The organism is Roseiflexus sp. (assembly GCF_057785375.1).
Genome location: NZ_JBYNRX010000052.1, coordinates 1 through 13781, shown reverse-complemented (window position 1 = coordinate 13781; position 13781 = coordinate 1). Strand labels below are relative to the sequence as shown.

The 13781-nt window shown below is 59.0% G+C and carries 10 protein-coding genes and 1 other annotated feature; of the genes, 7 read left to right on the top strand and 3 right to left on the bottom strand.

Translation table 11 applies throughout. The annotated features are described in order from the left end of the window. Nucleotides 1–283 precede the first annotated feature (283 nt). From AC3EA7_RS08990 to gyrA, 3 genes are all read left to right on the top strand, one after another. Nucleotides 284–1000 carry a phosphoadenylyl-sulfate reductase gene (locus AC3EA7_RS08990; RefSeq protein ID WP_488613709.1) on the top strand — a complete coding sequence of 239 codons (717 nt, stop codon included), beginning with the start codon at nucleotides 284–286 and terminating at the stop codon, nucleotides 998–1000. A gap of 28 nt (nucleotides 1001–1028) precedes the next feature. After that, nucleotides 1029–1763 carry a metallophosphoesterase gene (locus AC3EA7_RS08985; protein ID WP_488613708.1) on the top strand — a complete coding sequence of 245 codons (735 nt, stop codon included), beginning with the start codon at nucleotides 1029–1031 and terminating at the stop codon, nucleotides 1761–1763. Between the two features lie 258 nt (nucleotides 1764–2021). Further along, on the top strand, nucleotides 2022–4493 hold the full coding sequence (gene gyrA, locus AC3EA7_RS08980; RefSeq protein ID WP_488613707.1) for a DNA gyrase subunit A: 2472 nt from the start codon (nucleotides 2022–2024) through the stop codon (nucleotides 4491–4493). Nucleotides 4494–4496: 3 nt separating this feature from the next. On the opposite strand, the gene AC3EA7_RS08975 is transcribed toward gyrA, so the two are convergent. Then, nucleotides 4497–5210, bottom strand: coding sequence for a DUF5131 family protein (locus tag AC3EA7_RS08975; RefSeq protein ID WP_488613706.1), 714 nt, complete (start codon nucleotides 5208–5210; stop codon nucleotides 4497–4499). Nucleotides 5211–5362: 152 nt separating this feature from the next. Further along, nucleotides 5363–6094 (bottom strand): three-Cys-motif partner protein TcmP, encoded by a 732-nt coding sequence (gene tcmP / locus AC3EA7_RS08970; protein ID WP_488613705.1) that lies wholly within the window; start codon nucleotides 6092–6094, stop codon nucleotides 5363–5365. Between the two features lie 387 nt (nucleotides 6095–6481). On the opposite strand from tcmP, the gene AC3EA7_RS08965 reads away from it, so the two are divergent. The 4 genes from AC3EA7_RS08965 to AC3EA7_RS08950 all read left to right on the top strand — a co-directional run bounded on the left by AC3EA7_RS08965 (nucleotide 6482) and on the right by AC3EA7_RS08950 (nucleotide 10022). Beyond that, a complete protein-coding gene (locus AC3EA7_RS08965) occupies nucleotides 6482–7078 on the top strand; it encodes an RNA polymerase sigma factor (RefSeq protein WP_488613704.1) in 597 nt (198 codons plus the stop codon). Further along, nucleotides 7056–7838: a DUF4179 domain-containing protein gene (locus AC3EA7_RS08960; RefSeq protein WP_488613703.1), complete on the top strand. Its 783-nt coding sequence runs from the start codon at nucleotides 7056–7058 to the stop codon at nucleotides 7836–7838. Before AC3EA7_RS08965 ends, AC3EA7_RS08960 begins: the two co-directional genes overlap by 23 nt. 81 nt (nucleotides 7839–7919) lie before the next feature. Then, entirely contained in the window at nucleotides 7920–8801 is an 882-nt protein-coding gene (locus AC3EA7_RS08955; RefSeq protein WP_488613702.1) for a hypothetical protein, read from the top strand. A 282-nt stretch (nucleotides 8802–9083) separates the two neighbouring features. Beyond that, a complete protein-coding gene (locus AC3EA7_RS08950; RefSeq protein ID WP_488613701.1) occupies nucleotides 9084–10022 on the top strand; it encodes a Uma2 family endonuclease in 939 nt (312 codons plus the stop codon). Nucleotides 10023–10082: 60 nt separating this feature from the next. On the opposite strand, the gene ileS is transcribed toward AC3EA7_RS08950, so the two are convergent. Beyond that, the gene (gene ileS, locus AC3EA7_RS08945; protein ID WP_488613700.1) at nucleotides 10083–13298 is read right to left on the bottom strand and encodes an isoleucine--tRNA ligase; all 3216 of its coding nucleotides are present in this window, start codon (nucleotides 13296–13298) and stop codon (nucleotides 10083–10085) included. Between the two features lie 37 nt (nucleotides 13299–13335). Beyond that, nucleotides 13336–13588 (bottom strand) — a binding site (T-box leader). Nucleotides 13589–13781: the final 193 nt, after the last annotated feature.

Genomic DNA, 13781 nt, shown 5'->3' with positions numbered 1-13781 from the left:
GCACCGCGATGCCCGTGCGACAGTATGGCTGAACGTCGAACGTTTTTGTCACACAAAGGCGCAGAGGTTGCGGGTTAGCGAGTAGGGGCGCGGCGCTGGCGCGCCTACAGGGACGACGAGCGCCGGTGTTGAAGGTGGTCAATCACACAAACGCGCAAAGGCGCAAAGGTTGCAGAATCGAAGGTGCAAAGTGAGCAGGTGGGAAAGGGGAAAGTGTTGAAGGGTGAACATCTCTAACCCTTAACCCCTACCCTCTAGTTCTCGGTTCTCGGAGGCACACCGTATGGAGAACGACTTCGAACGCATGTCGTCGTGGTCGCCGGAAGAACTGCAACGATTGAACAAACAGTTCGAGATCCAACCGCCCGAAGCGCTCTTGACCTGGGCAGTGCATACGTTTCGTCCCCGCATCGCGTTGACGTGCAGTTTCAGCGGACCGTCGGGGATGGTTCTGCTCGATATGGTTGCACGACTCAATCTGGATATTACGGTGGTTTTCCTGGACACGGACCTCCTCTTTCCCGAAACGTATGAACTCGCCGACATGGTCGAGCGTCGCTACGGCATCCCGATCCAGCGTCGTCGCCCTGCCCTGTCGATCGAGGAGCAGGATCGCCAGGAAGGACCACACCTCTATGCGCGTGACCCGGATCGCTGCTGCCAGTTGCGCAAAGTGGCGCCGCTCGCCGAAACACTGCGTTCCTACGATGCCTGGATCAGCGGCATCCGCCGCGATCAGTCAGTCACACGCGCAACCATCGACCTGCTGGAGTGGAACACACGCCATAACCTGGTGAAGATCAGTCCGCTGGCTTTCTGGACCGACCAGCAGATTTGGGGATATATCCACCGTTACCAGGTGCCGTACAACCCGCTGCTCGACCGGGGTTATCCGAGCATTGGCTGTATGCCCTGCACCCGTCCCGCCGACGCGAAAGATGCGCGTGCAGGGCGCTGGGTCGGGTTCGCCAAAACTGAGTGCGGGTTGCATACCGCATAATTTGGCAGGCGCGCACAGGTCTGGTACCATGCGCGGCATGCTATGGAGCATCTCAGATCTGCACCTCTCCTTTGCCCGACCCAAGCCGATGGACATTTTCGGCAGTCGCTGGAAGGATCACCCGGAGCGCATCGCCGCCGCCTGGCGTGCGCGCGTCCGTCCCAATGATGTGGTGTTGCTTGCCGGCGACACGTCATGGGCGATGAAATTGCAGGATGCGCTGGTCGATCTGGAATGGCTTGCGGCGCTGCCAGGGCGAAAGATCATCTCACGCGGCAACCACGATTACTGGTGGAGTTCGGAGCGCACCAATCGCGTGCGTCGTGCGCTGCCTCCAGGGATCGACATCCTCGAAGCGAGCGCCATCGACATCGGCGCAGCGGTCGTCTGCGCCACACGCGGCTGGAACGCACCAGAAACGCCCGGCTTCCAGGAGTCGGTTGATCGACCATACTACGAACGTGAACTGGCGCGCCTCGACAGAGCGCTCGCAGAGGCGCTGCGCCTCGCAGAAGGCAGGCGCCCTATTGTGGTGATGATCCACTTCCCCCCGTTCGCCGCGCGTCGCCCCACCGAATTTGCACGCCGGATTGCGGCGGCAAAGGCGGCTGCGTGCATCTATGGGCACCTGCACCGTCCCGAAGATTGGGCAGCCGCGACACAGGGGATCGTTGACGGTGTGTACTATCAGTTGACCGCGTGCGACTACCTGGGGTTTGGACCGGTGGCGGTGCGCGGGTTGCCGCTTCCTCTTGATTCCTGAGCAGCGATTCGGCGTATGAAGCACCCCGCAGCCTGAGCGTGTCAAAGGGCGGCGGGCATGCCGTTGGAATACCCGAATCCATGAGTCGCCAGGCGGAGTGCGGATAGCGGATTGATCTCTGCGCCAGGAATAAAAGAACAGATGCGCTAAAATCCTGGACAAAACCGGGATCGAGCGGTATACTGTGCATAGCAAATACGCAGGCAGGGCGACACCCGGCGGCTTCCATGCCGCCGTTGATCATGTTCAGGAGATTGTATGGAAATCGGGATCGTCCGAACGCGCAACATTACTGAAGAAATGCGCAGCGCCTACCTGGATTATGCGATGAGCGTAATTGTATCGCGCGCGCTTCCCGATGCACGTGACGGGTTGAAACCGGTCCAAACGCGCATCCTCTACGGGATGTGGGACATGGGCATTCGGGCGAATCAGCCGTTCAAGAAATGCGCCCGCATCGTCGGCGAAATCCTGGGTAAAATGCACCCCCACGGCGACAGCGCCGTCTACGATGCACTGGTGCGTCTGGCGCAGCCCTGGAATATGCGCTACCCGCTTGTCGAGGGGCAGGGCAATTTCGGCAGCGTCGACGGCGACCCGCCGGCGGCAATGCGCTACACCGAAGCGCGCCTGACGCCAATTGCCGAAGAAATGCTCGCCGATATCGAGAAGAACACCGTCGATTTCCGCGACAATTTCGACGGTCAGTACCGCGAGCCGGTCGTCCTGCCGGCGCGTATTCCCAACCTGCTGCTCAACGGCGCCGCCGGCATCGCCGTCGGTATGGCGACGAATATCCCGCCGCACAACCTGAGCGAAGTCTGTGATGCGATCGCCTACCTGATCGACACCCCTGATGCCACGGTCGAAGACCTGGTGAAAATCCTGCCCGGTCCCGACTTTCCTACGGCGGGCATGATCCTCGGTACGGAAGGGATCATGAATGCCTACAGCACCGGGCGTGGTCATATTATTATTCGTGCAAAAGCGCACATCGAAGAGGCGGCGCGCGGCGCCTTCCATATCGTCGTGACCGAACTTCCCTACCAGGTCAACAAAGCCCGTCTCCAGGAGCGCATCGCCGAACTGGCGCGCGACCGCAAGATCGAAGGCATCCGCGACGTGCGCGACGAGTCCGACCGCAGCGGCATGCGGCTGGTCATTATTCTGAAGCAGGATGCACAGCCGAAGAAGGTGCTGAACGCGCTTTACAAGCACACGCAAATGCAGACGACGTTTGGCGTCAATATGCTGGCGCTTGTCGAGGGGGGGCGGCAGCCGCGTTTGCTGACGCTCAAACGTTTGCTTCAGGAGTACATCGATCACCGCCGCGAAGTCATCCGACGCCGTACCGAGTTCGACCTCGACAAGGCGCGTGCGCGCGCCCACATCCTCGAAGGTCTCAAGATAGCGCTCGACAATCTCGACGCGGTGATCACGACCATCCGCAATTCACGTGCGCGCGATAATGCGCGCACGAACCTGATGAACGGGTTTGCGTTGAGCGAGGCGCAGGCGAACGCGATTCTCGAGATGCAACTGGGACGGCTCGCCGCGCTCGAACGCCAGCGGATCGAGGAGGAGTACCGCGAGGTTATTCAACTGATCGGCGAACTCGAGGATATTCTGGCGAACCCGCGCAAGATTTTGCATCTCATCAAGCAGGACCTCGCCGATCTGAAGGCGAAGTATGGCGATGCCCGTCGTACCCGCATCGTTCCCGAAGCCAACGGCGAAGTGAGCGACGAGGACCTGATCCCCGATGTCAGAGTGCTGATAACCCTCACCGACCGCGGGTATGTCAAACGTCAGTCGCCCGACGTCTATCGAACGCAGCGGCGCGGCGGGCGCGGCATCCGCGGCGCCGTCACCCGCGAACAGGACGTGGTGCGCCATATTCTTGCCGCCAATACGATGGATGACCTGCTCTTCTTTACCGACCGCGGCAAGGTCTATCAGATTAAGGCGCATGAATTGCCCGACGCCAGCCGTACCGCCAAAGGGTTGCCGCTGGTCAACCTGATTTCGCTCGAACCAGGCGAACAGGTAACCTCTGTGCTGGCAGTGCCCGACTTCGAGAAGGCGGAATACCTGATTATGGCAACGGTGCGCGGCAAAATTAAGCGCACGTCGATCAAGGAGTACAGCCAGGTGCGTTCCAACGGACTGATCGCCATCGGTCTCGAAGAAGGCGATGAACTCGGCTGGGTGGCGATGACCCAGGGGCACGAGGATGTGCTGCTCACCACAGCGCGTGGGCAGACGATTCGCTTCCGCCAGGAAGAGGTTCGTCCGATGGGACGACCGGCGACTGGCGTCATTGGCATTGCGCTCGCCGAAGGGGATCGCGTTGTCTCGATGGACCTGGTGCAGGAGAACGCGGCGTTGCTGGTAGTGACCGCGCAAGGCTATGGCAAACGCACCGATCTGGAGGAATACCCGATCAAAGGACGCGCCACCGGCGGCGTCATCACCATCCGGCTCCGCCCTGGAGATGAGGTTGCGGTTGCGCATGTGGTGCACGGGCACTCGTTGCTGACCATTATCACGGAGGGTGGTATGGTGATGCGCACCGAAGCCAGCGGCATTTCGATGTTCGGGCGCAACACCCAGGGGGTGACGATTGTCAGCCTGGCGCCGAATGATCACGTGGCGGCGCTGTGTGTCGAGGAGCCGGACGAGAATGAGGAGCGGAGCGACCGCGTGCTGATTGACCCGACGCAGGGGTGACCGTCATTTATGCAGCGGCATCTCGTTGTAGGTGCGCCCCTCCAGTTCACGACCGGTCAGGTCCTTCCGCACCCCGCCCCACTGCTTGAAGAAGAAGGGCGTCCGCGCGCGACGACACTGATCCAGGATCGAAAGCGCCCATTTCTTGCGCATCGGGCGCGCGCCCGGACCTGACTCGCCGCCAACGATCACCCAGTGAATCCCGTCGAGCGGCAGATCGTCGAGCGGACCCAGCAGCGGCTCGCACGACAGGAAGCGCACATGCGCCGGGACGGTTCGGAGATCGTGAATCCGGTGAAGCACGCGCTGATTCTCAACGCTGACCCCCATCCAGATATTCGGCGTCCAGTCGAGACGCGGCGCCATCTCGCGCAGGCGTGCACTGCGTTTTGTCAGGATCTGAAACGTATGGTGGGGGCACTCGTGCATCACGGCAAATACACGCTGGATGAACTCCTGCGGTACGTCTTCGTGAAACAGATCGCTCATCGAGTTGACGAAGATCATCCGCGGCTGCCGCCAGCGCTTCGGCAGGTCGAGCACGGCGGGATGCAGCCGGACGGCGAAGCCGTCGCGGTAGCGGACGCTGCCCATTGCCTGAAGCCGCAACGCAAGGCGCTCGGCGTAGCAGTGTTTGCATCCGCTGCTGACTTTCGAGCAGCCCGTTACCGGATTCCATGTCGCTTCGGTCCACTCGATGTGGGAGTGTTCAGCCATGCTCACTTGCTCAGAATATCTTGGGCGATCTTGATAGCTGTCTGTGACCCCTTTGGATTGCCCGACGCAAAACAGAGCAAATAGAGTGGATTATTACAAGAATTGCGCAGGGGCAAGGGATTTTCTGCCACTCCGTGGAAAATCGTCTTCAGTCATTCGACGAAGAAACGCCCGATCAGTTCAAAATCAGCCTCTTTCTCATAGGACTCTTCCTCACCAAAGAACGTGAGCTGTTTCTTTTGAACATAAAACTCTCTCTTCCAAGCATCAGTGCCTGAAATTCTGGTCAACGCATCAGCCCACGCGCCGGTTGGCGGCGCTTTTTTCGTCAGCAGACGATTGACCGCTACACCCAAGGGAAACAGAAACCATAGATCTATTGCTTTGGTTCGAGCCAATGCCTCGATCAAATCCCAGGATACCTGCATGCCATAAGGGTCAAGGAAAACCACGGCGCGAGAATATCGCCAGTCTTGCTCAGCGCACCACTGCGTGAGATATTTATTGGCGTCCTCTTCGACAATCTCGATCTGTTTGTCACGAAAATCGCGTTTGAGTTGTTGCAGCGCCTGCGCCCTCGCCGGATCGCGTTCGATAAGCAGGTATTGCTTGAACGGCGGCTCGACTCTGAGCGCAATGCGCGCGCTGCCGTCGAGAAACGCAGCCGCTTCGGGTTCTTCCAGTTCAGGAAAGAGGGGCGATTGATAATTCGGTTGCGTCTTCCTGGCGCGGTACCCTGTTCCGGCAAAGGCATCCACATAGATGGTTTTCAGTTTTCGTGCGCGCTCGTTCTTATTAAAAATCGTTGTGTATGCCGCCAGGTACTTCCGCAATCGCTCTAACTTATCGTCTGTCCAGTCGCCGCCAAAGGTATGAGGGGTCATACAGTTGCTCCGATATGTCTAGTACAATTGTACTGCAACATGTACGATAGGTCAACCATCTTCCACCTCTCGCATGTCCGTCACTCCTCCCACTGCTGCCAGCATATCACACAGGGCACCGTGGTGTCGTGCGTGTGCGCGATGATCGCGCCGGGGCCAGCGGTGTCGCTAATGTCGTGCATCAACGTGGCGATGGCGCGCATCTCACGACAAGCAGCGCACTGCGTCGGGCAGCGCCTGTTGCAGTCCATCGCTCGAGTGTTGACCGATAGGGTCGAAACGGGTGTGAGAGATTTTTTCGATTTCTACGTTTCCATGAGTGACGTAAGTAAAATATGCGCTGTTCGACCGAGAGGTGCTTTGAGTGGCACATATGGGGGTTGATACATGGATATCAGTCCAGACACGCTCATTTTTCAAGTTTCACTATTCGAGAAAGATGAATCAATGCTCGTTGAAGCAGCGAAACAAGACCGGGCTGCTTTTGGTGTGTTGTACTATCGCTATGCCTCTCGTGTCTATAAGTACTTACGAACGCGCCTCGACAATGATGATGACGCAGCCGATCTTACACAACAGGTTTTTTTACAGGCTTTCACGGCGCTTCCAAAATATAAAAATCGCGGAATCCCTTTTTCTGCATGGTTGTTTCGTATTGCTGCTAATGCTGTCACTGATGTTAGACGTCGCAAGCATTCAACGATAGAATTGGAGAAAATTCCCGAGACTCAACATCCACTCGCCGAGCAATCGGTTGAAGGTGCGATCTTAAGAAATGAAGCCGTTTTAAGGATTCAGCGATTACTAAACGATCTAGAGTCTTCATATCGAGAAGTTGTACTGCTTCGCTTTATTGCGGGTCTAACAGTACGCGAAATTGCGACAGTTCTGGAAAAAAGCGAGGCCACCGTATACCGTTATCTGTCCGATGCTTTGAATATCCTGAAGGAGAGGATGGACGATGAGACAGACGAAAATGCATGACAGGTATCATGATATTCAAGATCTGGTATCTGATCCGGAGATGGCTCGTGTAGTCGAGTATCTCGAAAGATCTTCACGCGCAATAGAGGTGCCTTTTTTGAAACCTCCGCTCGATATTGAGCAAAGTAATCGTCTTTCGTCGAACAAGAAGATGTATAAAAATTTCTATGGAAGTAGGAACCTTCGTCCGTTGATTGGTATTCTGATGTTCTTGCTTGCGATTTTTTTAACCGGATCATCTTTAGGGGTGTTTTCGATTCTTGATCGAGCTTTTCTTTCTGAACCGGAAACAGCCGGTATTATCATCGGTAATCAGGGTCAAACTGTGTCTTTATCCCAGTCATTTGATGGTTTTACTGTGACCGTCGAGCGGGTATATGCCGACGAGAAGCAGATTATTGTGGGGTATACAGTAAGTGGTCCTCCTGAAAGAAAATTTAGTAATTTTGCACTCTTTGGAACTTATTCTTATGATGAAAATAGATTGATTGCGACGATGCCCCTTCTTTTTGATGATGAAGGGAGATTATACCTGGCAAGTTCTACTTCTTGGGGTTCTGGGGTATATGATGGTTATGGCGGGTATATACTGAAGTATGAGATCGATGATCTAAAGGAATCCGTTGAAAAGCTGAATCTCAGGCTGGAAGCAAATGCTCTGCAAGCTATTGAGATTATGCCGGCAACGAACGAGACGCGAACCTTGATCATCCATCATCCGTTCGTGTACGACTTCACCGTGGGAATTACCCGAAGATAAATAGAAAATCTCCTGGTGCATCATCGCAAGATGTGCTGGAAGTCGTATCTTATCCGCCAGAATACGAAAAGGAGGAACACCATGACTCTCAAGCCAACGCTGTTCACCATCATCATCGGGTTGTTGCTGGTCATAAGCGCTCTCGTGAGCACAAGCGAATCGCGTCTCTCGATAAGCAATGCACAAGAACAGGGTGAGCACTGCGTCGTGTATGCCGAAGCAACGGCGCCTGGAAGCAGCGCTGCGCCGGTCATCTGGCGCGGGTGCTATCCGACCTTTGCTGAGGCCATCGCGGTTGCAACCGATGGCGGGCAGCTTCCTCCGTCCTCTTCCGAGGATAATCCGACAGACGCGCAGAGCGCTTTCCCCGCTGCTTCGAGTGTGGCGCCACCGGTTTCGGAGTCGAACTCAGACGCGGATGAGAGCCGGTCCCTTCCAGGCGGCGTTTCAGCACAGGGTGAGCACTGCGTCGTGTATGCCGAAGCAACAGCGCCTGGAAGCAGCGCTGCGCCGGTCATCTGGCGCGGGTGCTATTCAACCTTTGCTGAAGCCATCGCGGTTGCAACCGATGGACGTGTGCATCTTCCTCCTTCAGCCTCGCCTGATGATCTATCGGACGACATGCTGCATAGCCAATCAGCAACCGATGTACACCCCGCACAAAGCAGCTTTGTGCTCACTATCGAGTATGACGACACCAACTATAGAGGCGCATCTCTGACTACAACCGGCAATATGCCCTGCCCTTCGGATGGATCGGCGTTTCTGCTTCCGTCTCTTGGCGCCTGGGACAACCGGATAGAGTCGGTGCGACTCTATAGCAACTGTAATCGGGCATTTCATTATGAAAATGAGAGTTATGGCGGCAATTACGGTGATTACCGCTCAGATACGCCTGATATGACTTCTATGCGCAATCAGACCTCGTCACTCAAGATATGTCAGAATTGTCTGGCCCGGTAGACTTCGACGCGGCAGGATCGATGTTCACACGATATGCACGAATACCCGCATTTCTGATAGAATTATTCGACTACTGATGTCAGAAAGGAAGGGATGCAGAAAGTTGCCTCCCTTCCTTTTCAGTGCTTTCACTGCTGTTGAAGACGAAGCCTCTTGCACTGCCGGGTGCTGCGCTTCCTTCTCGCACCGCACACGTGTGCGGATATGGTACAATGATGCTGTGCAGAATCGCCTGACCGCCACACCCGTCCCGACAACCGGACGCGCCAGGGAGGACCCGCGATGACCCAGACGACCATCCCCGCCGAGCCGCCGGATGCGGCGCCCGCCGACGATCCCTTCCGCTACGGCTGGCGCTTCGTGCCGCGTCCAACCCCCGATGATCCCCATCACCTGGAACAGGTTCCGCTGACGCTGGAGGATGTCCTGCACCCTGAAGTGGGAGATTTCATCGTGCATAGCGACCGCCACGAGACCGACCGGATGTATCTCACCGCCGTGCTGCGCGCGCGCCTGGAGGAGTCGGGTGCGGCGATTGTGCTCAGCGATGTACGTGTCGCGTGGGACGTTCCCGACCTGCGTCCGCACGGACCGGATGTGATGGTCATTCCCGGCATCCACGAACGTCAGGACTGGAGCACGTTCGAGGTGGCGGTCGAAGGGGCGCGTCCGGCGCTGATCATCGAAATCACCTCGCCGGAAACGCGCGAGAACGACCTGGAGCGCAAGGTGGAACACTACGCGCGCGCTGGGGTGGCGCAGTACGTTATTGTGGACAATATGAGTCGCGGCGGTCGTGAGCGACGTCTGCGCCTGCTTGACTATCGGTTGGAGGGGGATGCGTACCGGCTGTACCCGCCGGATGCAGCGGGGCGGGTGCATCTGGTGATCGCCAACCTGTGGCTGGGTATCGAGCGGGATCACGTTGTCTGCTACGACGAACGCGGCGTACCGTTCGGTAGCTACGCGACCGTCGTGCGGCAGGCGGCGGAGGCGGCAGCACGAGCGCAGCGGGAGGCGGAACGGGCGCAGCGGGAGGCGGAAGCGCGCGCAGCGGAAGCGCGGGCGCGCCGCGAAGCCGAGGAACGGGCGCAGCGGGAGGCGGAACGGGCGCAGCGGGAGGCGGAAGCGCGCGCAGCGGAAGCACAGGCGCGCCGCGAAGCCGAAGCGCGCCTGCGCGCCCTGGAAGAGGAGTTGCGCCGATTGCGTGGCGGGGGGTAGAAGGGGCGGGTCTGCGCCCCGCCCCTACAACGGTCTCAGAGGTGTCCATGCGGTCGGGTCTCAGACCCGCCCCCTGCTCACACCAATCGTGAGCGCGCGCCCTTCATCGAGTTCGAGCACGGTCGTATGCACGTGATCCGGTGGTGCACAGAGTCGCAGGTCGTCCGCCAGCGTCTCCTCGCGCACATAGTCGCCCCAGGCGCGCAGCGTCGCTTCCACTTCGGCGTCGCCATCGGCGCCGCCAAGGAAGACGATGATCCGGTCGCTGATGGCAAACCCGGCATCTTTGCGCGCATCCTGGATGTTGCGCACCAACTCGCGCGCCAACCCCTCCATCGTCAGTTCCGGCGTCAGGGTGGTATCGAGCGCCACCAGCACGCCGCCATCTTCCGCTACCGCATATCCTTCTGGTGAACTGCTTTCGACCAGCACTTCTTCCGGCAACAGGTCAATCGCCCGCCCTTCAACGGTCAGCGTAATGGTCTCTCCCGCTTCAACTGCCTGCGCGGCAGCGCGCGCCGCATCACCGGTCAGATCACGGAGCGCCGCTGTGATGGCAGGCACCAGTTTTCCGTATTTGCGACCAACCAGGCGCAGGTTGGGTTTGAAGCGGTACTCGACCAGCGTGGCGGCGCTGTCGAGGTAGTGCACCGCTTTAACATTGAGTTCGTCGCGCAGTTCCGCCTCGAAGCGCCGTAGACCTTCGAGCGCAGCCGGGGTTGACGCGCGCACCCACAACTCGCGCAGCGGCTGGCGCACCTTAATCCCCGCCGCGCGTCGCGCTGCGCGCCCGACCGAGACCGCTTTCAACAGCACTTCGGTGTCGGCTACCAGACGCTCTTCGAGCAACGCCTCGTTGACCTGCGGCCACGCGGCGAGGTGCACGCTCTCCGGTGCGTCGGTCTGCCCCTCGTGACCTTCCAGCCCGACCAGGTTGCGGTAGATCGCCTCGGCGACGAACGGCACGAATGGCGCCGCCAGTTTCGCCACTGTGAGCAAACAGGTGTAGAGCGTCGCGTATGCCGCCTGTTTGTCGCGGTCGTGTTCGCTCTTCCAGAAGCGTCGCCGGTTGCGTCGCACATACCAGTTCGACAGTTCATCGACAAAGTCTTCGATGGCGCGCCCTGCCGTCGTGACATCATACGCCTCGAATGCGTCGGTCACGTCACGCACCAGGCTGTTGAGCCGCGCCAGCGCCCATCGGTCGATGGGAACGAGAGTCGCCGGATCGAGATGCTGATCAACGCCGTCCTTCGTCGGCGTCCAGCCGTCGAGATTGGCGTAGGTCACGAAGAACGCATACGTGTTCCATAGTGTCAGCAGGAACTGACGCAGACTTTCGGCGACCAGCCCTGCCGAGAAGCGGCGCGGACTGCCAGGAGGCGCCGCAGTAAACAGATACCAGCGCAGCGCGTCGGCGCCATGCTCATTCATCACCGACCAGGGATCGACGACATTGCCGCGCGATTTGCTCATTTTCTGACCTTCGGCATCGAGAATGTGCCCCAGACAGATGACATTCTTGAACGCCGGACGGTCGAACAGCAGGGTTGCGATCGCGTGCAGCGTGTAGAACCAACCGCGCGTCTGATCCACTGCTTCGCAGATGTAGTCCGCCTGCTTTGCCAGTTCGTAGATCTCGGCGTTTTCCATCGGATAGTGCCACTGCGCGATCGGCATAGCGCCCGAGTCGAACCAGCAGTCGGCGACGTCGGGAATGCGCCGCATCAGCCCGTGCTGTGGATCGACCCAGGTGATCTCATCGACATAGGGACGGTGCAATTCCAGGTCCTTCAGGCTGCGCCCGACTTTCTGCTCCAACTCTGCCAGCGAGCCGATGCATTCGGCGTAGCCGTCTTCTGCCATCCAGATCGGGATGGGCGTGCCCCAGTAACGCTCGCGGCTTACGGCCCAGTCGATATTGTTTTCCAGCCAGTTACCGAATCGTCCGTCACGGATGTGCTCTGGCACCCAGTGGATCAGCAGGTTGTTCGCCACCAGGCGATCCTTCATTGCCGTTGTGCGGATGTACCATGAGCGTTTGGCGTAGTAGAGCAGCGGCGTGTCGCAGCGCCAGCAGAAGGGGTATGAGTGCTTGACGCGCCCGCTCTTCAACAACAGGCCGCGTGACTTCAGGTTGCGCGTAATGTCCGGGTCCGCCTGTTTGAAGAACTTGCCGGCGAACCCGAGCGACGCGAACTCCAGCAGCACGTTGCCCGCCAGATCGACCGAGAAGAGGGTCGGCAGCCCGTACTTCCTGCCGATCTCAAGGTCGCCATAGGCGGGCGCGATATGCACAATGCCGGTGCCGTCCTCCAGCGACACGAAATCGTCGGCGACGACGGTGTAGGCGCGTGACCAGTCCACTGTGTCACCCGGCGCAGGCACGCCGTCGAACAGGTTTTCGTAGCGTGCGCCGACCAGATCGGCGCCCTGGAACGTGTGCTCGACGGTCACGCCATCGCCGAGGACGGAGTGGACCAGCGCCTCTGCCAGCACCAGGCGCTCGCCGTCGTGCGACACCACGACATAGGTGGCATCGGGTTTGACCGCCAGCGCCACATTGGCGGGCAGCGTCCAGGGAGTGGTCGTCCATGCCACGAACGACGCGCCGCGCAGCGCCTCGTGGTGCGTCTCACGCACGTGGAACTTTATCCACACACTCGGATCATCCACATCGTCCTTGAAGCCGAGCGACACTTCGTGATCTGAGAGGGACGTACCACAGCGCGGGCAGTGCATCGAGACCTTGTAATCGCGGAAGAGCAGCCCGCGATCCCACAACTGACGGAAGATCCACCAGAGCGACTCGATATAGTCGTTTTCGTAGGTGATGTAGGCGTCTTCGCTCACCCAGTAGGCAATACGGCGGGTGAACTGCCGCCAGTCTTGGATATACTCCCAGACGCTCTGGCGGCACTGCGCATTGAACTCCGCCACGCCGTATTTTTCGATGTCGGGCTTGCCGCTGAAGCCGAGTTTCTTTTCGACCTCGATCTCCACCGGCAGACCGTGAGTATCCCACCCTTCGCGCCGCCCGATGATCTTGTACCCCTGCATGGCGCGATAGCGGCAGATGACGTCCTTGAAGATGCGCGAGATGGCGTGGTGAATCCCCGGACGACCGTTCGCCGTCGGCGGACCCTCGTAGAAGACAAACGGTTTATTGCCGGACTCCAGACTGCGTTCGACAATCTGTTTGCGCTGCCAGAGGTCAAGGACCTGTTCTTCGAGTCGCGGAAAGTTGACCCTGGTATCGACAGGCTGAAACGCCATGCACAACCTCCTTGCCAACAAAAAATCCCCGCCCCTGAGCAGGGACGAGGTGTGAAGCCCCGCGGTACCACCCTGATTCAGCCGGTGTATCATCGACTGCACTCATCGAGGCGCTATCACGCCTCCGCCGGGATAACGGTCGGCGAAACCGGAGCAGACTACTGACGCTGGCGCGTTCGCCCTTCGGCTCAGGAGTGATTTTCAGCGACCGAACACCGACGCGCCTCACACCGCCTGCGCGCTCGCTGACCGGTTTACTGCCGCCTACTCGTCTCCGTCACGGCCTTTGCGCTGTATTCTACCATAGAACCAAGAACTGAGAACTGAGAACCGGGCTTCCCACGGCGACCGTCACCGCGCGCATGTCCCGTCTGTTCCGATAGGAGCGCCGCGCCGGAGAGATGCACCAGGAAGCCGGGAGGCGTCCGGCGGTGACGGTCACATCCGCCTGCCACTGCGGGTTAGCGCACACGCGTGTGGCGC

Bases quoted from the DNA above. Each gene is read 5' to 3' on its own strand.
- AC3EA7_RS08965 (WP_488613704.1), top strand. From the start codon at position 6,482: ATGGATATCAGTCCAGACACGCTCATTTTTCAAGTTTCACTATTCGAG.
- AC3EA7_RS08955 (WP_488613702.1), top strand. From the start codon at position 7,920: ATGACTCTCAAGCCAACGCTGTTCACCATCATCATCGGGTTGTTGCTG.
- AC3EA7_RS08990 (WP_488613709.1), top strand. From the start codon at position 284: ATGGAGAACGACTTCGAACGCATGTCGTCGTGGTCGCCGGAAGAACTG.
- tcmP (WP_488613705.1), bottom strand. From the start codon at position 6,094: ATGACCCCTCATACCTTTGGCGGCGACTGGACAGACGATAAGTTAGAG.
- AC3EA7_RS08985 (WP_488613708.1), top strand. From the start codon at position 1,029: ATGCGCGGCATGCTATGGAGCATCTCAGATCTGCACCTCTCCTTTGCC.
- AC3EA7_RS08960 (WP_488613703.1), top strand. From the start codon at position 7,056: ATGAGACAGACGAAAATGCATGACAGGTATCATGATATTCAAGATCTG.
- gyrA (WP_488613707.1), top strand. From the start codon at position 2,022: ATGGAAATCGGGATCGTCCGAACGCGCAACATTACTGAAGAAATGCGC.
- AC3EA7_RS08975 (WP_488613706.1), bottom strand. From the start codon at position 5,210: ATGGCTGAACACTCCCACATCGAGTGGACCGAAGCGACATGGAATCCG.
- ileS (WP_488613700.1), bottom strand. From the start codon at position 13,298: ATGGCGTTTCAGCCTGTCGATACCAGGGTCAACTTTCCGCGACTCGAA.
- AC3EA7_RS08950 (WP_488613701.1), top strand. From the start codon at position 9,084: ATGACCCAGACGACCATCCCCGCCGAGCCGCCGGATGCGGCGCCCGCC.